We start from the raw sequence: 25826 nt of genomic DNA, 5'->3' as shown, positions 1-25826 counted from the left end.
TTCATATAACTATTGACAATGGATCCGGGAATCCATTATCTTTATGATTAAAAATGAGTGAGTAACTCACTCATTATAAAACGAAAGCGGGGAATTCATATGAGCAATGCTTTGGTTCATATCGTGATGCGGAAAAGAAATCAACAAAAAAATGCGCGGCTGCTTCGTATAACAGCTTCCGAAGGAATCGCTGAATCCGGCTTTGTGCGTATTGGCGGGATTGAACAATGGGTGACCATCCGGGGAGAAAACCGGCGCAATCCGATACTGCTGTTTATTCATGGAGGACCGGGATCGGTGTACTCCATCTTCAGTCCACTGCTGCGTTCCTGGGAAAAGGATTTTACGATCGTGCAGTGGGATCAGCGGGGTGCGGGGAAGACCTTCCGGCGCAATGGCAAACAAGGCAGCGGATTGTTGACCTTCGACCGATTGGTGGAGGACGGGATCGAGTTATCCGAATATCTATGCGGCAAGCTCCAGCAGACAAAGCTAATTCTGGTTGGCAGTTCGGTCGGCAGCCTTACCGGCATCATGATGGCTGCGCACCGTCCGGATTTATACCACGCTTATGTAGGGACGGATCAGAACGCTCCCGATCCCGAACACGTCGGGCATCGATTGCTGCTGGAGGCATTTCGAACTTCGGGCAACAAGAAGGGAGCCGAACTGCTCGAGCGTATGGGGACCGATCCTTCTACCTGGAACAGCAGGGATGTCGATACACGCAACCGGCTTATGGTGAAGGCAATACGTGGTGTGCCTAATATGATCACGGATTTGATCATGCCTTCGATGCTGTCATCTCCGGAACACACGATGAGGGACATGTCGGATATGTTTAAAGGTATGAAATTTTCCGCTGAAGCTCTTCATGAAGACATGGTCCATTTTGATTTTGACAAGATCGGATATCGCTTCGAGCTGCCTGTGTTTATTGTTCAAGGGGATTCGGACTTTATTACGCCGACGGCAACGGCCAAAGCGTATTGCGGCCGCATTGATGCCCCTTACAAAGAATTCGTGCTCATCCATCAGGCCGGCCATTTGGCGTGCTTTTCCCGGCCGCAACAGTTTTACGCATTTCTGCAGAATAAAGTCCTCCCCTTGGCGGTGGCTGGGGAAATGAAGCAAGCACGGTGATCCAAAAGGAACGTCATGGTACAATAGGGATACATTATTTTTTGAGAGATTGGAGTTCGGAGTCTATTGTCGCCATTAAATAAGGAACAGCTGGCCCATATCCGGGATGAGAGGAAAAATCAAATCAAGCAGGCCGCGACAAAGCTTTTTGCCCGCAGCGGCTTTACAGGAACGAAGACCAGCATGATCGCGGCGGAAGCCGGCGTCAGCGAGGGGCTGATCTACCGTTATTTCACGTCCAAGGATGAGCTGTTTACCAGCATCGTCCAGGAGCTGATGGAGGAAGGGCGGAGAGAGACGGGGAATGTGCCGAGCCTGCCGGGCACGCCATATGAGCAGATTCAAGCGCTGACGGAAAATATGCTCACCGAGAACAAATTCGCTTTTATGCTCATTCTCCGCGCTGTCCGCAGCCTTGACGCCATTCCCAAGGACGCTGCAGACATTCTAAAGGAGCACTCGGCAGATGCCATGATCGAGCCGCTGATTCCTTTGTTCGTGCAGGGGCAAGAGGCCGGGGAGTTTGCCGAAGGCGATCCTCGCGAGCTGCTTCAGTGGTATTTTTACATCGTGAACGCCTTGATCGTCGAGGAAGCGGATGAGAAGCCGTATGGAACTCCGTCGGCGGAAATGCTGATGAGGATGCTGAAAAAGTGATCGTAGTGGTATGGAGCTAAATTCTTCATTTCACGGACAACTCCTGCCTGTACACCTCCTATCAATCTAGCATAGGATACCGTATCGGAGGTGGTGAAGGCTATGTTGTACGAAAGTCGCAAACTCGCCCAAGGAACCTCGTTTGAAACAACGATGCACATTTTTGACGGTGATACTCCTGGTACTGTTTTCATGATCGTGGCAGGCATTCACGGCAGGGAAGTGGGGAGCATTCGCGCCGCGCAGAAGCTGGTTAGACAGCTGAAAAACGGCGATTGGACGATTGAACGGGGCACGCTGATCGTAGTCCCTATTGCCAACCGGCCTGCCTTCAAAAAACGAATCCGGGGCAAGCCGGATTTGAACCGGACGTTCCCGCGAGGTCCGTCAGGCCGTACTACGCATGAAATGTCGCGTGCTTTGTATAAAATCATGCGAAAGTATAAACCTGCCTGGTACCTGGATCTTCACGAAGCCAACGGCCTGTCGTCCGCGAGCGCAGACGTGCTGGGACAGACGCTGATTACGGATTCAGGTAGCCCGGCTGTACCCGCTGTCCGGAGGGTGATCAAGCATATGAACGGGAGGGTGGTCCGCCGTTCTCATCGTTTTCATATCCGGATGCACAAGCTGAAAGGCTCTTCCCGGACAGCTGCGGCTGATCGGCTAAAGGCCAAAGCGGTAACCGTTGAAACGTGCTGGAGCCTCGACATGAACATACGGATCAACTACCAAACCGAGGTGGTACGATCATTTCTTCGGGAGGCGGGCTTAATTTAAGAGATGGTTTAACGCAAAACATCGTTAGACGGCAAACGACCGGTCAGGATGACTCCTGATCGGCCGTTTTTGATTGTGTGATTTTATGCAAAAGCAGCTGGATAGAGCTTATTCCGCATCAACGAAGAAATTCCGGCTGCCGATTTGAACATCCTGAACATTTGGTTTTCCATCTTTGCCGGTGTGGATAAAAAAGACGTAACGTTCAACTGTACCGCCAGTAAACTTGAGGGTAATCGTATTTCCCGAAATGCTGTACGTACCCGTTCCGCTAGACCCCGCGGAGCTATTGGTTGTTCCGGAACCAGCCTCCTGTGTACCAAGGGTGAAGTTGTCGGCTTTGAACGTACCGTCGGTTTGGAAAGTCAATCGTTCCTCCCATGCCGAGGAGGCCGAATTTACTCCAGCCATTCCCGAATAACCCCTATACACGTAACTGCCGTTTAGTTTATGGTTGGACGCAACCGGCGTTACTCTCTCGAGAAGCACATCGTCAATGTACAGGTTTCCTAAGGACGATACCCGAATCGTGTGGGTTGTTCCGTTACCCAAAACCAGCTTACCATTGGTAATGGAATAATCTCTGCATGAAAGCTTCGAGCAATCGATGGTTTCCGGGCCGCCGGTGGCCGGCTCGCCGATGACAACCTTTTTGCCTGAAAGGAAGGTGTAATAATCCCAGCAAGCTCCTCCGCACTCATAACCGCCTGGGTCCAAGCGCATGCCAACATACATTCCTTGAAGCTTATCAAGCTGTACCGGTACGGCCGGTGCTGATTCATCGCCGTCGTTTTCCGTTGGTTCCGTGCCAGCCGGCGGATTTGCTGTCGTATCTCCTGCGTGCGCAAGAATCTCCGCCGCCTGTTCTTTGGTCAGTCCAAGCTGTTTCAGCATTTGTTCCGAAAATATTGTGATTTCGCGATTTTTGGCATCCCATACGACAAATCCGCCAGTCGCCTCGCCGACAAATCTTAGAGGTACAAGCGTGTTTCCACGGACGCTCCGCGCGGGTTTATCCAGGGATACTTTTTTTCCGTTCACAGTAGCTTCCTTGCTGTTCAGCTGCAGGGTAAAAGACAGCGAATCTTTCTGGCCTGTGATGGTTTGATTACGCGGGTCCCAGTTCAGGGAAATTCCCATCGACTCGAACAGCGGGCGCATTTGCACCAACATAGTTCCCCCATCCACCACTGGGTCCACTGAAAAGTTGACCCACTTTGTATCCACGGCGACTTTGATTGGTGAGGCGGCTTCAGCATGAGCCGATGTGCCACTCCAAATCCCCGTCAAGAGCAAGGAAATGAACGCCATGATGAGCGCAGCTGCTCCGGTTTTCGATTTTACGGTTTGAATCATCTTTCCTCTCCTTTTCCCAAATAAGTTACAGATACGACATTTCGGCGACGACAACCATGTGTATGTGTAAAATGGCCGATTATTCCCGGACGCTTCCGATTATAGTTCGATTTGGATGTGCAAGTGAGGTCCATAGTTCCTTTTTTTTACATATACGTTATAGGTCGAAAAGAAGAAAAAAATTTGCATATCTGCACACGGTTTGCCACGGTTGCAGATGTGCCGGATGTTGATTGGCAATGGTGAAAAGAAATGCTGCTAGTCCCGGACCGTCGTTCCGTCTGTCGTCAGTTGTACCGGCCTGCGGATCACCCGCAGAATGCTGTCCAGATTGGTGATCAGCGTTCCGGTAATAATCGTAATCATGCCGGCGACCGAGAGCCAGGTGATGCGTTCATGATACAGCACGGCCCCTGCCGCCATGGCGATCATGGGCGAGATGTACAGCCAAGTCGACGGAAAAACGGGATTCGTCTTGGCAACCAGCCAATAATAGAGACTGTGGGCGACCATGGATCCCATAACGATCAGATAAACGAGTGAACCGAGTGCGGCACCGGCGGGCAGCCCGGCGGCATGTATAGGCTCAGTCAGCAGAGATAGCACAAGCAGAAGGAATCCGCCATGCATCATCTGCGCCGCATTCAGCGCAATGGGCGATGCTTCGGGAAAGCGTTGGATCACCTTTCGTGAATACAGCGTTCCTGCGGCGTAGCAGATTTCCCCGGCAAGGATGACCAGTCCGCCGATGATCCAGGCGCCTCTGGAGGAGGGAGAGAGGTCCGAGAGCAGCAGCAGCAGGACGCCCGCGAAACCTAGAAGGCAGCCGGCGACGGTCCTCGTCGTGCTCTTTGCTTTGAAGACCAGCATTTGGATGAGTAAAATGATCAGCGGACCTGTAGCCGAGAAGACGGCGGCGGATCCGGAAGAAACGTGCTGCTCGGCCCAATAGAGCGGCGCAAACGTGCCGAAGGTCAGCAGGATGCCGCTCAGCAGCATTTCTTTGCGCAGCAGAAGACGGAAACGGGACTTTTTGCGCCAAACCATCCACAAAAACAGCGCCAAGCCGGCCGCAAAAAAGCGCAGTCCCGCCGAGAAAAAGGGCGGAGCGGACGCGTCCACCCCGATTTTAATGGCCAGAAACGTGGTGCCAAAAATAAGACACATTAGCAAGTAGTTGACAAGTATCATGCTAAATCCTCCTTTGGTTGTCTTCCCATCATACAAGGAGGCTTACAGAACAGATGCATGATCACAGAACAGATGGACGCGGGTTTATAGTACAATGAGTCTACAACCCATTTGATGTCCGGAGGGAAAATGAAATTGCAGACGACACAGAAGGATCATCCGCTGCTGTACCGGCAGGTCTATGATCATATTGTCGCCAGGATTCAGCGGGGAGAACTTGTTGCCCATGACAAGCTTCCTTCGATCCGGATGCTGGCCGGGGAGCTGCAGGTTCATCGGCTCACCGTTTTTCGCGCTTACCAGCTGCTGAAGGAAGAGGGGAAGGCTTACGTAAAGGAAAAATCGGGGTATTATGTTGCTCCGATGCATGAAATCACGGGACTGCCAACCTATGAAAAAAGCTCAGCTGCTGCCCGGACCTATCGGAACGAGATGTCCGACATTCAGCGTGTGCCTTCCGTTTATCAATTTTCGCAGGCGCTGATTGATCCCAATCTGCTGCCCAATTTGTATCTGTCCCAATATGTCAAAGAGGTGTTTGACCGCTATCCGAAAATGATCGGCACTTATTCCGATTTGCAGGGGGATGCCGAGCTGAGGGATTTTCTGGGCGATTACATGACAGGAAGGCTCAAGGTGAGTATATCGGCGGACGAGTTGATCATTACATCCGGTGCGCAGCAGGCTATTGATCTGTTAGCCCGGCTCTATATTCGTCCGCTGGACGCCGTGATGGTGGAGCGTCCGACTTACAGCGCGGCACTGGATATTTTTCGCGCTCAGGGGGCGCGTTTTCTCCCCGTCGACATTTCGCCCGGCGGATACGACCTTGTCCAGGTCGAGGAGATGATGAAACGGCACAAGCCCCGCTTTTTTTATATGAATCCGACCTTTCATAACCCAACGGGCTATTCGGTCCCTGCCGGTCAGCGGAAAGAGCTGGTCGCCTTGGCCGAGAAATATCAGTGCCTGCTCGTTGAGGACGACACTTTTCGGGACATTTATTTCGGAGAGCCTCCGTCGTTACCGCTGTTTACCTATGACACGGAGGGATGGGTTATCTATTTGAGCAGCTTCAGCAAATACGTAGCTCCAGGTCTTCGGATCTGTGCTGTGGTGGGCCGAAGCTCGGTCATCCAGCCGCTGTTAACCTTGAAGTCGCTTGCGGATAACGGCTCGCCGCTCGTCAATCAGAAGCTGTTTCTGCACTATTTCGGATCAGAGCGGATGCAGAATCACCTGGAAAAGCTGCGGATTGCCCTTCAGATCCGGCGGGATCTGATGATCGAGTCACTCCGGGACACCGGCTGGCAGTGGACTGTGCCTGAAGGCGGTCTCAACCTGTGGGTGAAGCTCCCGGATCATCTCTCTGTGGACATGTTATGGCAGCGAGCCACCGCGGAGGCGGTTTCGTTCGTTCCAGGCGCGGTGTTTGACCCGAAGCGCCAAATGCGGTCCTGGATCAGGCTCAGCTACAGCTTTGTCAATGAGGAGCAGATTCGGACCGGCATGCGGCTTCTGACAAACTTGGCGGGCAGCATGGACAATAGATAGCCTCGATCCCACCTTCGTTACACCCAAAAATCATCATGAACTTTTTGCCATGACGCGTTACAATAATGATGGAGGCCGAACAACCGGTACCCGCTTGCAGCAGGCAATGGAGCAGGCGGGAAGAAACGGCAGCCGATCCAATGGATCGATTATAGAGAGGTGGACTTATATCATGGCTTTGATTCAATGTCACTTTTTTTCGGACGTGCTGCAGCTCAGTACTTCCATGACGGTCATTCTTCCGCAGCAGACCCGCCATCAGATCGGGATGCAGAATAACACATTTGCGGACAAGCATCCGACGCTGTATCTGCTCCACGGATTGTCGGATGACGATTCCATCTGGCTGCGCAGAACGTCGATCGAGCGTTATGTCGCATCGACGGGACTGGCGGTCGTTATGCCCCAGGTGCACCGCAGCTTCTACGCGGACATGGCTTACGGGAACAAGTACTGGACGTTTATCAGCGAGGAACTCCCAAGCATTGCCCGTTCTTTCTTCCCGCTATCGGCGGAAAGGGAGGACAATTTCGTTGCAGGGCTGTCCATGGGAGGTTACGGGGCGTTCAAATGGGCGCTAAGCAAACCGGAGAGCTTTGCGGCCGCCGCTTCATTGTCAGGTGCGATGAATGGTCTCCATGTTCCGGAAAATATGGACCTTTTCACGGACTACAAGCTGATCTATGGCGACAAGCCGGAAAAGAACCGCGAGGAGGACTTGTTCTGGCTGATGGAACAGTGTGCGAAGTCGGAAGGGCCGAAACCGATGCTGTACCAGTGCTGCGGTACCGAGGACTTTTTGTACGAGGACAACGTTATGTTCCGCGAAGCGTGCAAGCAGTCGGGTCTGGATTATACATACGAAGAGGGCCCGGGAAGCCATGAATGGGGATATTGGGACGCCAAAATTCAAGACGTGCTCGCCTGGCTCGAAGAACAACGCATAACCTGAGGATGTGCAACCTTGTAATGCAGACCGAGGCATACGACCTATGCCGAGGTCTTTTTTTGTAAATGAAAAAAAACATCGGCTTCAAGACAGAACTTCCTTATATTCCACTCTTGGGGACGATTTGAATCCTCGTGTAGAATAACCTGTCCACGGAAAGGGTAATGTTATACAGAAACAGCCCAAGAAATGGATAAGGAGTGAGCGAAGAATGGGTAACATGACGGCGACGGGAAGTACCGATCAGAAATCTGGCACCACCGGGAAAAGTCTCGGCCAGTATTTGTTTGACTGCTTAAAGCTTGAGGGAATTACCGAAATTTTCGGCGTGCCCGGAGACTATAATTTTACCCTGCTCGATACGCTGGAGAAGTATAACGGCATTGAATTTATCAATGGAAGAAATGAATTGAACTCGGGATACGCGGCGGACGCTTACGCCAGGATCAAAGGCATTTCGGCGCTGATTACGACGTTCGGCGTCGGTGAACTCAGTGCCTGCAACGCGATCGCCGGGGCAAACAGCGAGCACATTCCGCTGATTCATATCGTCGGATCCCCTCCGGACAAGGATCAGAAGGAGCATAAGCTGATGCACCACACCTTGATGGACGGCAATTTTGACGTCTTTCGCAAGGTGTATGAGCCGATTACGGCCTATTCGGCCGTCGTTACGCCGGAGAATGCCGAGATCGAAATTCCGACGGCTATCCGGATCGCCAAGGAGAAGAAAAAGCCGGTCTATCTGGTGATCGCCGACGACTTGGTCTCAAAGCCTGTTATGGGAAGGGGAGAACCGACACCGCCAAAACCGTCATCCAACCTGACGACTCTTCAAGCAGCGGCGGACCAGGTGCGCCAGCTGCTTGACCGGGCCCGCAAGCCGATTTTGCTGGTTGACGTGAATGCGATGCGTTTTGGACTTCAAACGGCGGTGCGCCAGTTGGCAGATGCCATGAATATTCCGGTGGCGACGATGATGTTCGGTAAAGGTGCTTTCGATGAGTCACACCCCAACTATATCGGGGTGTACGGCGGCTCGTTTGGTTCGTCTGAAGTACAAACGGCGGTGGAACAAGCCGACTGCGTCATCGCGGTCGGGATGGTATGGGCCGACAGCAATACGGGCACGTACACCGCCAAATTGAATCCGCTCGTTACCGTCGATATTCAGCCCAAGATGGTCAAGGTGGGAGGAGCTGAATTCCCGAATGTGCTGGCTGCCGACATGCTGCTTGAGCTGCAAAAGATCGGTTATAAAGGCAGCGCCGCCGCCGGCAAGGGGGCGTTTCCGTATGATCAAGTTACGGGTGAACCCGAAGCACCGCTGCTCGCCTCGACTTATTATCCAAGGATCCAGCGCATGCTGAAGGAAGGCGACATCGTCGTCGCCGAGACGGGAACGTTCTATAACGGCATGGCTTATGTTCGGCTGCCCCGGAACGTCACGTATATTACGCAGGGAGGGTGGCAGTCGATCGGCTATGCCACGCCGTCAGCCTATGGTGCCAGCATTGCCGCCCCGGACCGCAGGGTGCTGCTGTTTACGGGGGACGGCTCGCTGCAGCTGACCGCGCAGGAGATCAGCTCGATGCTGTATTACGGCTGCAAGCCGATCATTTTCGTTCTGAATAATGACGGATACACCATCGAAAAATACTTGAACGTGAAAACAGAGAATCAGCGCTACAACCAGATTCCGCGCTGGTCGTACACGAAGCTGGCCGAAGCCTTCGGCGGAGAGGCGTTTACGGCGACGGTGCGGACAAACGGGGAGCTTGAGCAGGCGTTCGCTCAGGCGGATCAGGAGCGGGCCGGAAAGCTCTGCATCATTGAAATGATCGCCGCCGACCCGATGGATGCGCCGGAATATATGAAGCGGATGCGCAATTACATGGAGGAGCAGGCGAAAAAAGGGCAGAAATAAAGCACGGGATCAGTGCTGCCGGAAGGTTCATGATGAACTTTCCGGCAGCACTTTTTTTGTGTATGTATCCATTCCGGTAAGATGATGAAAATCGCTGATTTTGTCCGGGTCTATGGGCATGTTCAGAATTTGTACAGTTGAGTCTAGTAACCTAGTACTATACACATAGATAAATGGAGTGGTTATTAGGATGCTTGACCGTTATTTTACAGAAATGCGTAAGCTTAGTCATGAAGACGAATTGCGTTACCGTTATTTGATCAGAGGGGTTAAACTGCTGCTGGAGCAGCGAAAGTCGGAGACCTCCAAAGGATTTCCGCGATGGAGAAGATGCCGGCAGTCCGAATCGATCCAGCCCGGGACCTGGGATTAAAGTTTGAATGTCGAAAAATTGACATCTTTTTGTCATTTGTTGAATAGGCATTACACGTTATTCTTTTGGTAGAACTTAAGAGTGTGTCATAAGGAGATATCTATGAAAGTGATGAAAGACTTTTCGCCCGGAAAGCCGGCCGGATGGCTGGTGCTCGCGGTTCTGGCAATAAGCATGCTGTCAGGATGCACTTGGATGGTGGGAGACGATACGGACGGCGGCACGAAAACGGCTGAGGCTGACAAGCCGATCCAGCGTTATACCGGTGAGATGAGCCAAGCCGTTTCTCTGGCATACACGACCAGCCGGAACCTTGCCTTAACGTTTAACGGGATGGCAGATGCCCAAACGATGGACGAGCTTCTTGATCAGCTGGATGCCTTAGGCATAAAAGCAACCTTCTTTTTGCCGGGGATGCGGGTTGCGGAGGAACCGGACATCGCCCGGCAAATTTTGTCCCGGGGACATGAGATCGAGAACAATACGCTGAATGCGGTCGACATGAGCCGGATGGACTACGAACAGATCTACAAGGAAATCCATTTGGCCGACGATGTCATCCGCAAACAAACGGGGGTTACTCCGAAGTTCGTCCGAACGCAAACGGGAGCGATAAGCGAGGATATCCGGCTGGCTGCGGCACAGAGTGGACAGCAGGCGGTCATATCCTACAGTCTGTTTTTACATAATTGGAAGGCGGAGACCCCTCAGCAAAAAAAGAACTATATCCGGAAATACATCAACCGCGGTGGGATCGTCGCGATTGACCTGGCGGAGAACCGGACTTTGAATGAATCGGTGGACCTGATTGCTGCGGAAGCTTCGGCAGCCGGTTATCATTTCGTTACTTTAGACAAGCTGGTCGCCACAGGCGGCGTACGTAAACCGGCCGACACGGTTCAAGGGTATCAGGCTGCGAAGTATAACGCCGATTACGCCAAAGCAGATTACAAACTCGTGTACAGCCACAAGACTGCCAAGAAGGAAATCGCCCTTACCTTTGACGACTGGGGCACGGATGAAACGATCACGAAGCTGCTCGACATTTTGGATCAGTACCACGTGAAGGGTACGTTTTTTTTGCGTGCGGACGGAGTGGAGAAAAATCCGAACCTGGCGCGGGCGATCGCGCAAGCAGGGCATGATGTCGGAAATCATACTTACAGCCATCCGGTCCTGACCAAGATCAGCGTCAAGCAGCTTCAGGATGAAGTGGTCAAGGCGCACCGGATCATTACGGATGCGATCCAGCAGCAGCCGGCCATGCTGTTCCGGCCGCCGACCGGCGATATTGACGACCGCACGGCCCGGATTATCGCGGCGGCCGGTTACCGGAATATTGTCGATTTCGATATCGATCCGAATGATTGGAATCGGGAGCGCACCGCTTCGCAGATCGTGAACTCGGTTATCCAGCAAAGCCACAGCGGCGGAATTATTTTGCTGCATTCGCTGGACGATACCCACACGGCGGAGGCACTGCCAGGTATTATTCAAAACTTGCGGAAACAAGGATACACATTCGTGAAACTGTCTGACTGGATTTCAGATAATGGGAATTCGTCAGGTAATGAAAGATAGATGGAGATGGAATATGTCAACACCAACTAAAGAAGTGCTGTATGCTTACAGCCCGGTCGCGGTCATTGGACTCGGGTATGTAGGCCTTCCCCTGGCACAGGCGTTCTCGAAAAAGATGCGGGTGATCGGCTTTGACGTCAACACGAACAAGGTCAGCCGGTTGCAGGAGGAAGCTTCTTCTGACGCGCAGACGTCCGTGGATGACGAAGACCCAGCGTCTGTGGGATTGGAATATACGTCCGACGCGGACCGGCTTGGCGAAGCCAAGTTTTATGTGATTGCCGTACCGACCCCGGTGCAGAGCGGTAACGTGCCGGATTTACGGTTTGTGGAAGAAGCGAGCCGCATGGTCGGCAGAAGATTGCGCCAGGGTGCGGTCGTGGTTTATGAATCGACCGTGTACCCAGGCGTCACCGAAGAGATTTGCGTTCCGATCCTGGAGGCGGAGTCAGGCCTGCGCTGCGGGACGGATTTTAAAGTGGGATATTCGCCGGAGCGGATTAATCCTGGTGATGAGATTCACCGGCTCGACAATATCGTCAAGATTGTGTCGGGAATGGATGAGGAATCGCTGGGGATCATTGCCGGCATGTACGAACAGATCATCGATGCCGGCGTATACCGGGCGGAAAGCATCAAGGTGGCCGAAGCGGCAAAGGTTATCGAAAACGCCCAGCGGGACATTAATATCGCCTTTATGAACGAACTGTCCATGCTGTTCCACCAGATGGGCATCGATACCCGGGAAGTGCTGCGCGCCGCAGGGACAAAGTGGAATTTCCTGAACTTCGTTCCCGGTTTGGTTGGCGGGCACTGCATCGGAATCGATCCGTACTACTTGACGTACAAGGCGGAGGATACCGGTATCCGTTCACGGATCATTCTGGCAGCACGGCATATCAACGACGGGATGGGCAAATTTGTCGCCGAACAGCTGATCAAGCTGCTCGTCCGGCAGCGGCTGGACCTGCGTGACGTGAAGGTCGGCGTTCTTGGCTTGGCTTACAAGGAAGACTGCGCCGATATCCGGAATTCCAAAGTGGTGGATATCATCAAAGAGCTTCAGGATTACGGTATTGAACCCCGGATCGTCGACCCGCTGGTAGACCCGACAGCGGCTTATGCCGAGTACGGCCTCGAACTGGCCCGTTTGGAAGAACTGCAGAACCTGCATGTCCTGGTCACGGCCGTCCCGCATCAATGCTTTGCAGACATGGGCTATGCGGATATGGATCCGATGTTCAGAAAGGACTCGGTAAAGATCCTGCTGGACGTTAAGGGGATATATGACAAAGCAGAGTTCGAGCGTCAGGGTTACATTTATTGGCGGCTGTAACGAGAGCAGATGGGAGAATAAAACAAGTGTTCAGACGAAAGAAAAAACAAACCGATGAGGTTCTGACCTTGCCCCGTTCGGACCGGCGGATTCTATCGAACGTTCCTGACCCGGAACAAATTCGCAGTTCGGTCGACCGGAGAGGATCGCGGGATAACGATGCGGAGCAGTTCAGTTCGGATTATTTGGAACGGATGCGGAAGTTCAGCCTGCGTTACGAGGCGGATTTTCCCGTGCTTCTGACTTGGGGCAAAGGAAAGAACCGGAGAAAACTGAAAACGAAGGCTGTCGATGTATCTTCAACGGGCCTGCTGCTCGAGCTGCCCTTCACGACGGACCACATCCAGCCGGGAAGCAAAGTGTCCATGCACTTTGAAATTCCGGCAGGCACAATGCCGGAAGGCTTTGAATCCAAAGTGGATATCGAAGGAGTCGTCGTACGGAATTTTGAGCGCGGAACCGGCAGAGAGGCCGTTTCAATGGCTGCTTTTGAGTTCACCAACCCGCTGCATCAATATTTTCAGCGCAGACGCTGGGGGTACTCCGTGTATACGGCCAGCGGCCTGCTGCTGCTTGCCGCCGTTTTTGTGCTGCTGCTTCGGGCGGAGAGCATCATTTATTTTAAATACAATTTCCTGCTGTATTTATACAGCCTGATCGCCGCGGCATTTTTATTGACGAGATACTTGTTCGGGTCTCTATACCGTGACGTGCCGGTCAATCCGGATTTTACGCCGGGCGTATCGATCATAATTCCGTGCTTCAACGAAGAGAAGTGGATCGATCGGACGATTATCAGCTGCATCAATCAGGATTACCCGGTGGACAAGCTGGAGGTCATCGTCGTTGATGACCGCTCTACCGACCGGTCTGCGGAGCAGATTCAGAAAACGATCGACCTGCTTCATCAGGAAGCCGACCGCTTTCAAACCAAAGAGCGGCTTCGGATGCATATCCTCCCTGAGAACGGAGGGAAACGGGAAGCCTTGGTGCAGGGGGTACGGATGGCAAAGCATGATCTCGTCGTGTTCGTGGATTCGGACAGCTTCCTCGATCCGCTCGCCATCAAGCACTTGGTGCAGCCCTTCCAAGATCCGCGTATGGGCGGGGTTGCCGGGCGGACGGATGTGGAGAACAAGTACACCAACTCCATTACGAAGCTCCAGACCGTGCGCTATTATATCGCGTTCCGGATCATGAAAGCGGCCGAGTCCTGGTTTGACAGCGTCACCTGCCTGTCCGGGCCGTTATCCTGTTATAAAAAGAGGCTTGTGCTGAAGCATGCGGACGCCTGGCTCAACCAGAAGTTTCTGGGACAGCCCGCTACGTTCGGCGACGACCGCAGCATGACCAACTTTATCCTGAAGACACACCGGACGGCGTATCAGGATAAAGCGATTTGCTCCACGATCGTTCCTTCGGAGATGAATGTCTTCCTGAAGCAGCAGATGCGCTGGAAGCGTTCCTGGCTTCGGGAATCTCTTAGGGCTGCAGGGTTTATTTGGAGAAAGGAGCCGTTTATGGCGCTCTTTTTCTACATTGGTGTCATCGTTCCAATCGCTGCGCCGCTGATCGTGCTCTACAACCTGCTGTATGTGCCCATTTTCCACCATGTGTTCCCGGGAACCTTCTTGATGGGGCTTCTGCTGATGTCCCTGCTGATGAGTCTGGCCCATCTTTTGTTCCGTAAAAGCAAGCTGTGGGTATTTGGCTTCGTCTTTTGCTTTTTCTACGAAATGGTGCTGCTCTGGCAAATGCCGGTCGCCTGGTTCACCTTCTGGAAATCAACCTGGGGGACAAGGGAAACGCCGCAGGACGTCGAGGCGAGAAATAAAAAGGCCGCAAGAAAAAACCGAAAAAATACGAAGACGGAAGTGCCGCTGTAACCCGGCGGAACCGCGGAATTTAAATGAGGATGCAGGATGAAAAAAGGAAAACGCAGCGAAGCGCTTGATGTGAAGCGCAAAAACCGGCGGAAGTGGATCAAAACCTGGATCCAGCTCTTCCTGGTGATCATGGTCATCTTTCTGATCTACCAAGCCGTCGGAAGAACCGACCGCTACGCCGAACCGGACAAGTCGACGTGGCATAATCGAAGCGGGTTTGTCGCGCTGTCTTATTTTGGGGTCAGCCGTACCGGAACACCGCTTCTGATCGATAAAGCCCAGCTTAAAGCCCAGCTACAAACCCTCCATGATCAAGGCTATGTCACGGTGTCACAGCAGGACATCCTCGATTTCTACCATAAAGGGAAAGCGCTGCCGGACAAGGCGCTGTTTTTGTCCTTTGAGGACGGGCGCAATGACTCCAGTCTTTATGCCCAGCCCTTGCTGGAGAGATACAATGATAAGGCGACCTTCCTTACCTATGCCAACAAGATGGGGAACGGGGATCATAAATTCGTGCAGCCCAAGGAACTCCGCCGCATGATGAAAAGCGGGTATTGGGAAATGGGGACCAACGGGTACCGTTTGACTTACATCAATATTTTCGATAAAAACGGCGGCTATATCGGCGTCAAGGACGAAAATAAGCTGGACAGCAAAGAGGACATCGAGCATTATAATCACTACCTTATGGATTTTATCCGCGATGAAAATATGATTCCGCTCGAGGACCGGGATACGATGCAGGCGCGGATCAGCAAGGATTATCAGCTGATGGACACGGTCTATACCGACAAATTCGGCTTCGTGCCCGGGGTCTATATGATCATGCATGCCAATGCGATGTACGGGAGCATGAACCCGCTTGTGACGGATGTAAATGACCGCAATATCCGTTCTCTGTTCCAGATGCATTTTAACCTGGAGGGCAATGCGTTCAACGGGCCATCACAGGATGTGTACAACCTGACCCGCGTCCAGCCTGAGCCCTACTGGTCAACCAACCATCTTTTGATGAAAATCGGTAAGGACAGCGGCCAGCAAATGAAGTATGTGACCGGGGACCAGAAGCAGTCGGGGCAGTGGAAGCAGGCTGGAGGCGCCGCCGAATTCAAGGATAACCGGATCGTTCTGACGTCACCGCCTGCCGGGGAAGGCAAGCTTTTGCTGGATCAAGGAGAACAGGCGCCTGAGGATTTCACCTTAAGCGCGAAGGTTTCCGGCAACGTGGTCGGCAAGCAGTCTTTTTACTTGAAGGACCGTGGAGATGGCCAGCAGTATGTGCGCGTCACGCTGGACCGCAACGAAATTCAGGTGGAGCAGAAGCTTTCTGGTTCGCCTGTGACTGTCTTGGGTTCACAAAAGCTGGATCCGGTCAAGTGGTCTTCGGAGGACCTCGCCTTTGACAAGGCAACGGTGTATTCCGCAGAAGAATCGCAGGCCGGAGCCAATACGGATGAAGAGGATGAATATCCCCTCAACATCAAAAATACCCGGCAGATTCAAATGAAGGTGTCGGGAAATCGGCTGGAGGTCATCGTGGACGGGCAGCCCGTTCTCCAAGCCTCGGTCGATCCTTCGCTGAAGGGCGGTGCCGTGGGACTGGGATCAGCCTATAGTCCTCAAAATACGAAGGACGACATCTATGATGGAATCTTTGAGGATGTCACGGTGACTACGGAAAATGCGGCGGATGGAAAAACCTCGGTGTGGTATACGAATAAGCTGCTCGGCTGGAAAAAAGTCGCGGCGCAGGTTGAGCATGCCATGGACGTCACGATCGATTGGGCCATCGATACGTTCTGACGAAAGAGCAATTTCATAGGCGAAATGGCGGTGTAATGAGAAGATGGGTATGAAGCAAGTGGCTCAATCGGGATGGATGACTTTGGTGCTTGTCATCGTCGCCGTAGGGGTCGGTTTCAGCATTTGGATGAGGCAGCCGGCGATGCAAGCGGCGGCTCCGCCGGTCAGAACTCCTGTGGACCTTACCGCATGGGTGGTGGATTGGCAGTGGGAGTCGGGGCTTGCAGATGCAGGGGAGCTGGGCAAGGCTCTGAGCCGTGTTCAGGCGTTTGCCGCCTATTTTGACGAATCGGATCAGCCCTATTTTACGAAGGCTTTCCAAGAAGCGCTCCCGCAAATCCGGGAAACGGCGGAGGCTGCCGGCATCGGCGAGCTGAACCTGACCCTTGTTAACGATATCGTGCGGCAGGACGGCGGTGAGTCCCCCAAAGACTCGGAGCTGGTCTCGCGGCTGGTATCCACGAAGGTAGCACGGGAGAAGCACATTGCCGAGATTGAAGCGCTGCTCGATCAATACTCGTTTCAAGGGGTGGAGATCGATTATGAGCGCATCCCGGACAAGGACTGGGGTTATATGACCGCTTTTTACCGCGAATTGTATGAGCGAATGCATGCCAAGGGGAAATCGCTCCGCATCGTGCTGGAGTCAAGGGCTCCCGTCGAAACGCTGAAGCTGCCCGAAGGTCCTGAATATGTGATGATGGCCTACAATCTGTACGGTACGCATAGCGGTCCGGGACCCAAAGCGGACAAAGCTTTTCTGAAAAAGTTAGCCAAGCGGATGACAGCCGTTCCGGGGGTGAAGACAATCGCGATTGCGGCCGGAGGCTTTGACTGGCATGGGGATCAAGTGACTGCCATTACCGAACAGCAGGCCGTAAAGATGCGGTACACGAACGGCTCGGATCTCAAGCGGGACGCGGCCAGCGGAAGTCTGCACTATCAGTACACCGATGATAAGAATGTAAAACATACGGTGTGGTATGCGGACGGTTCCACGCTGACTTCCTGGATCGACACGCTGCGCCAGGCCGGGATTAGCCATGTGGCCGTATGGAGGCTGGGAGAACTCGGAAGCGGCACTTTGGACAAGCTGGTTCAAGCTGCCACAACGGCAAAGTAAATAAAAGCCGCTTCGCGTTTACGCGTCAGCGGCTTAATGATGGATTTCCGGAGCACCCATGGAGGCATGGGTGCTCATGTATTTTTTCGGAGAAATGCCGCAGGCGGACTTAAACGCTTTGCTGAAAGCGTAAATGCTGCTGTAGCCAACCTGCTCGGCGATCGCGGACAGGGATAACCGGCTGTACATCATCAGCTCCTTGGCACGCTCCATCCGGTACCGGATCTGGAATTGGTGCGGTGACACGTCATACGTCTGCTTGAATACGCGCGAGAAGTGATACAGGCTCAAGCAGGCCGTTTTGGACAAGTCCTCCAGCCGGATGACGGTATCGTAATGCTCCATAATGTGGGTCACCGCCCGCTCCATCGCGGCCTGATGCAGCGAGAGCCGGCCATGTCCGGCCGCCTTCAGGCCCTTGATGACTAAATACAGAATATCCAGCACGAGCGATTTCTGCAGCAGCGGAAATTCGGCATCCCGGCGCTCGTAGGCGTGGATGAGCCGCATCAGCTCCTGATGAATTTCCGCATGGTTCTGTACCCGGATCAGATGGGGGATTTCCAGCACGGAACCCAGCCAATCCGGCCGGAGCCACGAAAGCTCTTGTTGGCTGCATTCCGCCCGCAGCTTAAAGTTAATCGGTACCTCCTCGTAGTCTTCATAATACAGGGCGTCGAAATGGATATGGGGCATCCAGCAGGGGCCCCTGGAACGGACAAATTCATGCTCTATACCGGGCTTGAACAGCAGCAGGTCGCCTGGAAACACAGTCAGTGAATCCCCGCCAATCCGGATGTCGAGCTCGCCTTGTTCAACATACAGCAGTTCGTAATCAAAAATGATCCGCGGCGCCAGTTTCATACGGTCAACTTTGTGATGCCACGCCCTTCGCACGTAAGGGGATAAGGCTTGCAGTAGCTGTTGCCGGTCCATACGCTTTGACAGCTCCCTCCACTAATGATCCCGTATCCGGGTTTCTGCTCTTTCAGCGGCTCGGCGGTTCTTTATTCTGACAATAGCAAGAATGGATAACAAATAACAAGTCCCAACATCGATAAAGAGGGGAAACGCCTGTAGAATGACTTGTAACCGCTTTAATACAAATCCGGTTAGACCAATGACAGGAGAGATGAGCATGGAATCTTTTAACGGACTGAACATGGGCCTCGGCAATCTATTCCGGATGTCCTCGGCACAGACGAGATCGATCAGCGCGGAAAATGTGACGGGAGCTAAAGGAAAGGGCGGCATGGCGACCCAGGGAACCGGAGCGAATGCCGGGCGGGATTTGGGTCAGGGGTGGAAAATATCGCCATCAGTGGAGATCAAACCGGGTGAGGTGTTTACCGCCGCAGAAATCGACGGACCCGGGGCCATTCAGCATATTTGGCTGACCTGCTTTCCGGACAGTTGGCGTCATATGTTTCTGCGCTTTTATTGGGATGATGAGTCGGAGCCTTCCGTAGAAGTGCCTGTCGGCGACTTCTTCTGCAACGGATGGTGCGAGCGGAGCAATGTCAACTCCCTGCCTGTGGCGGTCAATCCCGCCGGCGGGATGAACAGCTATTGGGTGATGCCGTTTCGCAAGAAAGCCCGGGTTACGGTAGAGAACCGAATGGACAAACCCGTCGTGCTGTATTACCAGTTCACCTATACGCTGACCGAGGTGCCGGAGGATGCGGCCTATTTTCACGCCCAATGGCGCCGGAGCAACCCCTTGCCGTATAAGCAGGACCATGTGCTTCTGGATGGCGTGAAGGGGAGGGGACAGTATGTCGGCACGTACATCGCCTGGCAGGTGAACAACACGGGGTGGTGGGGAGAAGGCGAGATCAAGTTCTATATGGACGGCGACCGCGATTTCCCGACGATTTGCGGCACCGGGACCGAAGATTATTTTGGCGGCGCCTGGAATTTTGAGCATCCACAAGGACAGTATGGTGCGTTTTCCACTGCCTATTTGGGCTTTCACCAGCAAATCAGACCGGACGGCCTGTACCGGAGTCAGCAGCGATTCGGGATGTACCGCTGGCATGTGATGGACCCGATCCGGTTTGAACAGGACTTGAAGGTAACGATCCAGGCGCTCGGTTGGCGTTCCGGCGGCCGCTATTTGCCGCTGCAGGACGATATCGCCTCCGTCGCTTTCTGGTATCAGTCCGAGCCGCACACCCCGCATCCGCCGCTGCCGGATAACGATGGCCTGGAGGTTATTTAATCCCCGCCCTTTCCGGTTAAAGTATGCATCATGCGGTTTACACTGGCCGAAAATGATGTTAATATGGTCAAAATCAAATCGGAACGAAAACGCGGTGAAGAGAAGAGTAGATGAACGGGCAGCCTTGCAGAGAGCTCCGGCAGCTGTGAAGGAGCAGGCCGTCTGTCATTGAAGCAAGCCTCCGAGCGGCGCATCGGAAGAGGGATCCTCATTCCTTCGGATGGTGCGACAGGAGCTCCTGTTACAGAGCTAGGGTATAAGCATGCGTCCATGCCGTACCCGAAGAGGCGGATGTAGCGATAGATCCGCGAACCGGGGTGGCACCGCGAAATACAATCTCGTCCCCAAGACGTCAGCGTCTTGGAGGCGGGATTTTTTTGTTTTCTATTTGATTGATATAAGAGCAGGAGGGGACAGTTTATGGAAGGAAAAGTAAGGAAAGAAGAAGCCGTGGATTTTCTAACGAAAACCGTGATGGAGGATGTGGAGAACGAAACGTATTCCAGACCGATCGCGACCCGGTTTCCGCCTGAGCCGAACGGCTATTTGCACATCGGAAGCGCCTATGCCATTCACGTGAACGCAGCCATTGCCGAAGCATTTCACGGGAAGATGAATCTGCGCTTTGACGATACGAATCCGCTGAAGGAAGACATGAAATACGTGGAGGCGATCCGGGAGGATGTCCGGTGGCTTGGTCTGGACCTGCCGGTGTACTTTGGCTCGGATTATTCGGAAGAGATCTTCGAAGCGGCTTTGAAGCTCATCCGTAAAGGAAAGGCTTATGTCTGCGATTTGTCGGCGGAGGAAATGACGGAATACCGCGGAACGCTCACGGAGCCTGGAAAAAACAGTCCTTATCGCGAACGGTCGGTGGAGGACAATCTGTCCCTGTTCCATCAAATGAAGGAAGGCCGGTTCCCGGACGGCGCCAAGGTGCTGCGGGCCAAAATTGACATGTCCTCGCCCAACATCAACTTAAGGGACCCGGTCTTGTACCGCATCATTCACGCCGAGCATTACCGGACAGGGAGTGAGTGGTGTGTATACCCGATGTATGACTTTGCCCATCCGATCCAGGATGCCATCGAGGCCATTACGCATTCACTGTGCTCCGCGGAATTCAGGGATCACCGCCCCTTGTACGAATGGGTGCTGCGCGAGCTGGAAGTGGCGGAACCCCCGAAGCAGCGGGAATTCGGACGTCTGAACGTTTCCGGAATGGTCACGAGCAAAAGGTACATCAGGGAGCTGGTCGAAGGCGGATTCGTCGACGGCTGGGATGATCCCCGCCTTCCGACCTTGAAGGGGCTGCGGCGAAGAGGCGTTACGCCGGAAGGCCTCCGGCGGTTCATGCAGGAAGTGGGCATGCTGAGGGGGAGCAGCACGGTGGATGCGGCGATGCTCGACCACTTCATCCGCCAGGATTTAAAGGATAAGTCTGTCGCTGTGATGGCTGTGCTTGATCCGCTTAAAGTCGTCATCACGAATTATCCGAAGGATCAGGTGGAAATGCTGCATCTCAACCACAGTGATGCCGATCCGATGCTTGGCGGCAGGGATGTCCCCTTTTCCGGAGAATTGTATATCGAGCGGGAGGACTTTATGGAACATCCGGTACCGGGCTTTCATCGTCTGTTTCCGGGAGGCGAAGCTCGATTGAAGGGGGCGTACTATGTAAAATGCCATCATGCCGTCAAGGATCCGGAGACCGGTGAAGTGAAAGAGCTGCACTGCACGTACGATCCCGAGACAAAAAGCGGGACCGGGTTCAGCGGCAGAAAGGTGAAGTCGACGATACATTGGGTGTCCGCCGCACACGGTGTTCCCGCCGAGATCCGCTTGTACGGCAGCCTGCTGAAAGATGCCGCGTCCGTGGCGGAATCGGACAATGATTGGGCAGAGCTGGTATCTCCCGATTCCCGAATCATTTTCAGGCAAGCGATCATGGAGCCATGGATGAAAAATGCTTCACCGGATGCCAAATACCAGTTTATCCGCCAAGGCTATTTCTGCCTGGATCACAAAGATCAGACCGGGCCGGTACCGATATTTAACCGGATCGTTTCGCTGAAAGATTCATGGAAGAGGGGAGCATCGCGTTGACCTGCGACGGAAGCGGGCCAGGTCATGTGCCCTACGGTGAACGGGGTATGCCGCATTTTGAAATGCTGCATACACTGCCGCAGAGCAATACATTGATAATCAGAAGCACATGGAGGTCTTTTACGATGAAAATCAAACAACTTACGATAAATACCCGGCATTTTGCGGAGATGAAGCAATTTTACGCCGGGAAGCTCGGCCTTCCAGTGGCCGATGAACAGCCGGATAGGGTCACCATTCAAGCCGGCGGCAGCCAGCTCATTCTTCAGAAGGCGGCAGCGCCCGGCGAAAAATCTATGTACCATATTGCCTTTACGATTCCGACGAATCAGCTGGGCGCAGCCAAAAAGTGGGCCGCTCAGCGTGGAATTTCACTGTTCCGCGATCAGGACGGGGATCAATTTCATTTCGGGAACTGGAATGCCGATGCCCTGTATTTTTACGATCCGGATGAGAATCTGATTGAATTCATTGCCCACCATTCCTTCGATAACGCCGAAAATGAAGACTTCACAAGCAGCCAGCTGCTGCGGATCAGCGAAATCGGGCTCCCTGTTGATGAAGTGGCCGCTGCCGTGGAACAGATTCAAACGACGCTGGGACTGTCCATGTGGAGTGGGGACGGCCGGCAATTTGCGGCGATGGGCGACGCCGAGGGCTTGTTAATCGTGGTGGACCGCGAACGGCCCTGGTTTCCGGACGGGAGAGCGCCGATTGTGAGCGGGACACGAGTTGTCATTCAAGCGCAAGACAAAGGGCAGCTATTGCTGCAGGCAGATCAGTACGACATTCAGTCCCGAGATGAATAATCCGCTGCGGCTGGTCCACTATCGTAATGAGCATCGGAGTCAGCGTGATATAATAAAGGAACCATTCGAAATGAAAAAGTCAGAAGGCAGGGAGTTATGGCCAACATTCACGAAATCGCCAGACGAGCCGGTGTTTCGGTATCCACGGTATCCCGGGTTCTCAACCAGCATCCGTACGTTTCCGCTGAAAAAAGAGCCGCCGTGCAGCGAGCCATCGACGAACTGGATTACACGCCAAACCGCAATGCGGTTGATTTGATCCGCGGCCGGACCCGCAGCATCGGCGTGATCATCCCTTACAATAACAACCCGGCTTTCGACCGGATGTTAAGCGGTGTATTGAACAAATCGGTTGAGGAAGATTACACCGTGACCGTGCTTCCGACCCGGTATGATCCGGAGAAAGAGCTGGAGTATTTGACCATGCTGAAAACTAAACTGCTCGACGGGATCATTATTACGTCCCGTGCCAACGATTGGTCGTCCATCGTCCCCTTTGCGGGATATGGTCATATCGTAGCCTGCGAGTATACGGAACTGGAGGAAATCGGCTGCGCGTACATTGACCGGTATGCCGCGACGCTCGAGGTGTTTTCCTTCCTGAAAAACAGGGAACACACAGAGGTTGCGTTCACGACGGCAAGAGGGGAGACCAGCATCAGCACCCGGCTGACGATGCAGGCTTACCGGGACGTTTTCGGGGAAGTACCGCCATGCCGGTGCCTGGATGGCTGCACTACATTGAAGGATGGTATGGATGCAGCCCGTCAGTTTCTTGAAGGAAAAGTCCGGCCGACCGCCGTGTATGCCAACGGGGACGAGGTGGCAGCCGGAATCCACCAATTTGTTCTCTCTGCCGGGCTGCGTATTCCGGAGGATATCGCCATCATCGGACAGGAAAATCAGCCGATCGGCCAAGTCCTTCAGCTTACGACGGTAGACCATCAGCTCTTCCGGGTAGGTGAGGAGGCTTTAAGGCTCGTGACCCGTGGTTCCAGGGAAAAGGTGCAGATCCCGTACCGGATCATCTACCGTTCTTCATCCGGATAAAGCAAACAAAAAAGACCCGCAGGAGAACATCAGCGTTACTCCGGCGGGTCTATATTATGTAATTTCATCCAAAAGGCTAAATTCTATGAAACATATTGAAATGTAAATGCGTATATGATATTATAATGTGTACTCCAAAATTAATCACATTATTACCATTTATCGTATCACAACGATTGGTGATTGTCAATATTTTTTACACCTCAGAAAGCCGTATCAAGCGATACAGAGAGATTATTTTCAGGGGGAGGAACGTACAGGATGATGGAAGAACGTGAACGCGATGAAGTGATGAGAAATCAAGCCGAGTCGAATCAACAGGAGCAAGATCAGCCCTACGCTGACGTCGAGCTGCTGCCGACGGGCATGAAGAATGATGATTCTGTGCGTATGTACTTGAAGGGAATTGGCCGTGTCGGCCTGCTGAGCACGGAAGAAGAAATCAAACTAGCCAAGCGCGTCGCCGAAGGGGACGAGGAAGCCAAGAAAATCATGGTCGAGGCGAACCTGCGCCTGGTTGTCAGCATTGCCCGGAGATATGCGGGCCGCGGCATGCAGCTGCTGGATCTGATCCAGGAAGGCAACATGGGGCTCATCAAAGCCGTAGATAAATTCGATTACACGAAAGGCTTTAAGTTCAGCACCTATGCTACATGGTGGATCAGACAGGCGATTACGCGGGCCATTGCCGATCAGGGAAGAACGATCCGGATTCCGGTCCATATGATCGAAACGATTAATAAGCTGGCACGTATATCGCGGCAGCTGGTACAGGAGCTTGGACGCGAACCCGAAGTGGAAGAAATCGCTGCGGCGATGGAGCTCAGCGTAGAGAAGGTCCGTGAAATTATGAAAATTTCGCAGGATCCGGTTTCGCTCGAAACGCCGATCGGGGACGAGCATGATTCCAAGCTGGGTGACTTTATTGAGGATCATGACGCCCCGGCACCGGTTGACTCTGCGGCGTTCACCTTCCTGAAGGAGCAGCTGGGCGATGTGCTCGACACGCTGACAGAGCGGGAAGAGAATGTGCTCCGTCTGCGCTTTGGCCTCGAAGACGGCCGCACGCGCACGCTGGAAGAGGTCGGCAAAGTATTCGGCGTAACCCGTGAGCGCATCCGCCAGATTGAGGCGAAAGCGCTGCGGAAGCTGAGACATCCCAGCCGGAGCAAACGATTAAAGGATTATATCGAGTAAACGATAGAGTCTAAGCGAATTCATTCGATTTGGAATACATTCATCATTTCATATGTCATCATATTCATTTGAAAGCTGTCTGCAGGTCTAACTGCAGGCAGCTTTTTTCGTTTGGCCGTGGCTTGAAGGTCTGAAAACGATCGGCGCTGGTTACACTGATTTTCATAGAAGGAGGTTGGAAGATTGTGATCATCAGTATATTAATCGTGACCAATGTCTGCTGGCTGCTGCTCTATCTCCGGCAGAAAGGGATGTTGATACATTACCGATCCAGTGCGATCGATACGCTGACCACCCATGACGAGATGAAAGAAACGCTAAAAATAGGCTTATATCATCGATATAAAAAGGAACAGGGTGAAGACAAGGACGAAGGGTCTCTGGAGTTCGAGGCGTTTGTCGCCGAAATGATGGAAGCGGTAAGGGGAGGACGGACCTATGTCACCCGAGCATCACGCAATTACGGAATCGATATCGAGGAGCACACCGACCATGGCTTGTACCTGGGGCTTGCCGTTTGTACTGACGACCGGAATCCGGTGGACTACGGCCCCATTGCCGTGGTCCACTCCCAGATGGTGAAGCGTGGTGCCGTCGGCGGGTATGTAGCGACGACCGGGGAATTCACGGCGGGTGCGTACCAGTATGCCGATGAACTGAACATCGAGCTGTACAATGGAGACAGGCTGGTGGACCTGTGGATGGGAAGCGAAGAAGCCCAGGAAGAAGAACTGACGGAGTTCAGCCCGGCGACGTGACTGTTCCCCTTGATCTCACTGAA

General features: G+C 53.3%; 21 protein-coding genes and 1 other annotated feature. Of the genes, 18 read left to right on the top strand and 3 right to left on the bottom strand.

The annotated features are described in order from the left end of the window. Nucleotides 1-99 precede the first annotated feature (99 nt). The 3 genes from C7820_RS10250 to C7820_RS10240 all read left to right on the top strand — a co-directional run bounded on the left by C7820_RS10250 (nucleotide 100) and on the right by C7820_RS10240 (nucleotide 2580). Nucleotides 100-1143 (top strand): alpha/beta fold hydrolase, encoded by a 1044-nt coding sequence (locus C7820_RS10250; RefSeq protein WP_076166926.1) that lies wholly within the window; start codon nucleotides 100-102, stop codon nucleotides 1141-1143. 66 nt (nucleotides 1144-1209) lie between these two features. Continuing rightward, complete coding sequence (locus C7820_RS10245) at nucleotides 1210-1800, top strand: TetR/AcrR family transcriptional regulator (protein WP_116230861.1); 591 nt, start codon at nucleotides 1210-1212, stop codon at nucleotides 1798-1800. A 102-nt stretch (nucleotides 1801-1902) separates the two neighbouring features. Continuing rightward, nucleotides 1903-2580, top strand: coding sequence for a M14 family metallopeptidase (locus tag C7820_RS10240; RefSeq protein WP_089546953.1), 678 nt, complete (start codon nucleotides 1903-1905; stop codon nucleotides 2578-2580). Nucleotides 2581-2688: 108 nt separating this feature from the next. On the opposite strand, the gene C7820_RS10235 is transcribed toward C7820_RS10240, so the two are convergent. Next, nucleotides 2689-3891 (bottom strand): stalk domain-containing protein, encoded by a 1203-nt coding sequence (locus tag C7820_RS10235; protein WP_181908990.1) that lies wholly within the window; start codon nucleotides 3889-3891, stop codon nucleotides 2689-2691. A gap of 303 nt (nucleotides 3892-4194) precedes the next feature. Next, nucleotides 4195-5127, bottom strand: coding sequence for a DMT family transporter (locus C7820_RS10230; protein ID WP_076166912.1), 933 nt, complete (start codon nucleotides 5125-5127; stop codon nucleotides 4195-4197). Between the two features lie 129 nt (nucleotides 5128-5256). Between C7820_RS10230 and C7820_RS10225 the strand changes: the two genes are divergently transcribed. From C7820_RS10225 to C7820_RS10185, 9 genes are all read left to right on the top strand, one after another. After that, a complete protein-coding gene (locus C7820_RS10225) occupies nucleotides 5257-6681 on the top strand; it encodes an aminotransferase-like domain-containing protein (RefSeq protein WP_116230860.1) in 1425 nt (474 codons plus the stop codon). Between the two features lie 172 nt (nucleotides 6682-6853). Next, the gene (locus tag C7820_RS10220) at nucleotides 6854-7633 is read left to right on the top strand and encodes an alpha/beta hydrolase (protein ID WP_116230859.1); all 780 of its coding nucleotides are present in this window, start codon (nucleotides 6854-6856) and stop codon (nucleotides 7631-7633) included. Between the two features lie 208 nt (nucleotides 7634-7841). After that, complete coding sequence (locus C7820_RS10215) at nucleotides 7842-9557, top strand: alpha-keto acid decarboxylase family protein (RefSeq protein ID WP_076166903.1); 1716 nt, start codon at nucleotides 7842-7844, stop codon at nucleotides 9555-9557. Between the two features lie 190 nt (nucleotides 9558-9747). After that, nucleotides 9748-9930, top strand: coding sequence for a hypothetical protein (locus C7820_RS10210; RefSeq protein ID WP_116230858.1), 183 nt, complete (start codon nucleotides 9748-9750; stop codon nucleotides 9928-9930). Nucleotides 9931-10032: 102 nt separating this feature from the next. After that, complete coding sequence (locus tag C7820_RS10205) at nucleotides 10033-11511, top strand: polysaccharide deacetylase family protein (protein ID WP_116230857.1); 1479 nt, start codon at nucleotides 10033-10035, stop codon at nucleotides 11509-11511. 13 nt (nucleotides 11512-11524) lie between these two features. Beyond that, nucleotides 11525-12847, top strand: a complete 1323-nt coding sequence (locus C7820_RS10200; protein WP_258875193.1) for a nucleotide sugar dehydrogenase — start codon at nucleotides 11525-11527, stop codon at nucleotides 12845-12847. 17 nt (nucleotides 12848-12864) lie between these two features. Beyond that, nucleotides 12865-14733 carry a glycosyltransferase family 2 protein gene (locus C7820_RS10195; protein WP_116231711.1) on the top strand — a complete coding sequence of 623 codons (1869 nt, stop codon included), beginning with the start codon at nucleotides 12865-12867 and terminating at the stop codon, nucleotides 14731-14733. Nucleotides 14734-14769: 36 nt separating this feature from the next. Further along, entirely contained in the window at nucleotides 14770-16539 is a 1770-nt protein-coding gene (locus C7820_RS10190; protein WP_116230855.1) for a polysaccharide deacetylase family protein, read from the top strand. Nucleotides 16540-16588: 49 nt separating this feature from the next. After that, nucleotides 16589-17662 (top strand): glycosyl hydrolase family 18 protein, encoded by a 1074-nt coding sequence (locus C7820_RS10185; RefSeq protein ID WP_181908989.1) that lies wholly within the window; start codon nucleotides 16589-16591, stop codon nucleotides 17660-17662. 33 nt (nucleotides 17663-17695) lie between these two features. Here C7820_RS10185 and C7820_RS10180 read toward each other — a convergent pair whose 3' ends face one another. Beyond that, nucleotides 17696-18598: a helix-turn-helix transcriptional regulator gene (locus C7820_RS10180; protein ID WP_116230853.1), complete on the bottom strand. Its 903-nt coding sequence runs from the start codon at nucleotides 18596-18598 to the stop codon at nucleotides 17696-17698. Nucleotides 18599-18800: 202 nt separating this feature from the next. Between C7820_RS10180 and C7820_RS10175 the strand changes: the two genes are divergently transcribed. From C7820_RS10175 to C7820_RS10145, 6 genes are all read left to right on the top strand, one after another. Further along, nucleotides 18801-19883: a glycoside hydrolase family 172 protein gene (locus C7820_RS10175; protein WP_116230852.1), complete on the top strand. Its 1083-nt coding sequence runs from the start codon at nucleotides 18801-18803 to the stop codon at nucleotides 19881-19883. An 85-nt stretch (nucleotides 19884-19968) separates the two neighbouring features. Continuing rightward, nucleotides 19969-20232: a binding site (T-box leader), on the top strand. A gap of 71 nt (nucleotides 20233-20303) precedes the next feature. Next, nucleotides 20304-21989: a glutamine--tRNA ligase/YqeY domain fusion protein gene (locus tag C7820_RS10165; RefSeq protein WP_116230851.1), complete on the top strand. Its 1686-nt coding sequence runs from the start codon at nucleotides 20304-20306 to the stop codon at nucleotides 21987-21989. Between the two features lie 125 nt (nucleotides 21990-22114). Then, complete coding sequence (locus tag C7820_RS10160; RefSeq protein ID WP_116231710.1) at nucleotides 22115-22798, top strand: VOC family protein; 684 nt, start codon at nucleotides 22115-22117, stop codon at nucleotides 22796-22798. 96 nt (nucleotides 22799-22894) lie between these two features. Further along, nucleotides 22895-23848 (top strand): LacI family DNA-binding transcriptional regulator, encoded by a 954-nt coding sequence (locus C7820_RS10155; RefSeq protein WP_116230850.1) that lies wholly within the window; start codon nucleotides 22895-22897, stop codon nucleotides 23846-23848. A 291-nt stretch (nucleotides 23849-24139) separates the two neighbouring features. Beyond that, on the top strand, nucleotides 24140-25045 hold the full coding sequence (gene rpoD / locus C7820_RS10150) for an RNA polymerase sigma factor RpoD (protein WP_240913186.1): 906 nt from the start codon (nucleotides 24140-24142) through the stop codon (nucleotides 25043-25045). A 185-nt stretch (nucleotides 25046-25230) separates the two neighbouring features. Next, a complete protein-coding gene (locus C7820_RS10145) occupies nucleotides 25231-25803 on the top strand; it encodes a restriction endonuclease (protein ID WP_258875192.1) in 573 nt (190 codons plus the stop codon). Nucleotides 25804-25826 lie beyond the last annotated feature (23 nt).

The organism is Paenibacillus sp. VMFN-D1 (assembly GCF_003386155.1).
GTDB lineage: Bacteria > Bacillota > Bacilli > Paenibacillales > Paenibacillaceae > Paenibacillus_AQ > Paenibacillus_AQ favisporus.
Note: the sequence above shows the minus strand (reverse complement) of the source record. Positions and strands in the feature narration are given on the sequence as shown.

Coding starts and splice junctions, on each gene's coding strand:
- C7820_RS10250 (WP_076166926.1), top strand. CDS start 100: ATGAGCAATGCTTTGGTTCATATCGTGATGCGGAAAAGAAATCAACAA.
- C7820_RS10240 (WP_089546953.1), top strand. CDS start 1,903: ATGTTGTACGAAAGTCGCAAACTCGCCCAAGGAACCTCGTTTGAAACA.
- C7820_RS10235 (WP_181908990.1), bottom strand. CDS start 3,891: ATGGCGTTCATTTCCTTGCTCTTGACGGGGATTTGGAGTGGCACATCG.
- C7820_RS10230 (WP_076166912.1), bottom strand. CDS start 5,127: ATGATACTTGTCAACTACTTGCTAATGTGTCTTATTTTTGGCACCACG.
- C7820_RS10225 (WP_116230860.1), top strand. CDS start 5,257: ATGAAATTGCAGACGACACAGAAGGATCATCCGCTGCTGTACCGGCAG.
- C7820_RS10220 (WP_116230859.1), top strand. CDS start 6,854: ATGGCTTTGATTCAATGTCACTTTTTTTCGGACGTGCTGCAGCTCAGT.
- C7820_RS10215 (WP_076166903.1), top strand. CDS start 7,842: ATGGGTAACATGACGGCGACGGGAAGTACCGATCAGAAATCTGGCACC.
- C7820_RS10210 (WP_116230858.1), top strand. CDS start 9,748: ATGCTTGACCGTTATTTTACAGAAATGCGTAAGCTTAGTCATGAAGAC.
- C7820_RS10205 (WP_116230857.1), top strand. CDS start 10,033: ATGAAAGTGATGAAAGACTTTTCGCCCGGAAAGCCGGCCGGATGGCTG.
- C7820_RS10200 (WP_258875193.1), top strand. CDS start 11,525: ATGTCAACACCAACTAAAGAAGTGCTGTATGCTTACAGCCCGGTCGCG.
- C7820_RS10190 (WP_116230855.1), top strand. CDS start 14,770: ATGAAAAAAGGAAAACGCAGCGAAGCGCTTGATGTGAAGCGCAAAAAC.
- C7820_RS10185 (WP_181908989.1), top strand. CDS start 16,589: ATGAAGCAAGTGGCTCAATCGGGATGGATGACTTTGGTGCTTGTCATC.
- C7820_RS10180 (WP_116230853.1), bottom strand. CDS start 18,598: ATGGACCGGCAACAGCTACTGCAAGCCTTATCCCCTTACGTGCGAAGG.
- C7820_RS10175 (WP_116230852.1), top strand. CDS start 18,801: ATGGAATCTTTTAACGGACTGAACATGGGCCTCGGCAATCTATTCCGG.
- C7820_RS10165 (WP_116230851.1), top strand. CDS start 20,304: ATGGAAGGAAAAGTAAGGAAAGAAGAAGCCGTGGATTTTCTAACGAAA.
- C7820_RS10160 (WP_116231710.1), top strand. CDS start 22,115: ATGAAAATCAAACAACTTACGATAAATACCCGGCATTTTGCGGAGATG.
- C7820_RS10155 (WP_116230850.1), top strand. CDS start 22,895: ATGGCCAACATTCACGAAATCGCCAGACGAGCCGGTGTTTCGGTATCC.
- rpoD (WP_240913186.1), top strand. CDS start 24,140: ATGAGAAATCAAGCCGAGTCGAATCAACAGGAGCAAGATCAGCCCTAC.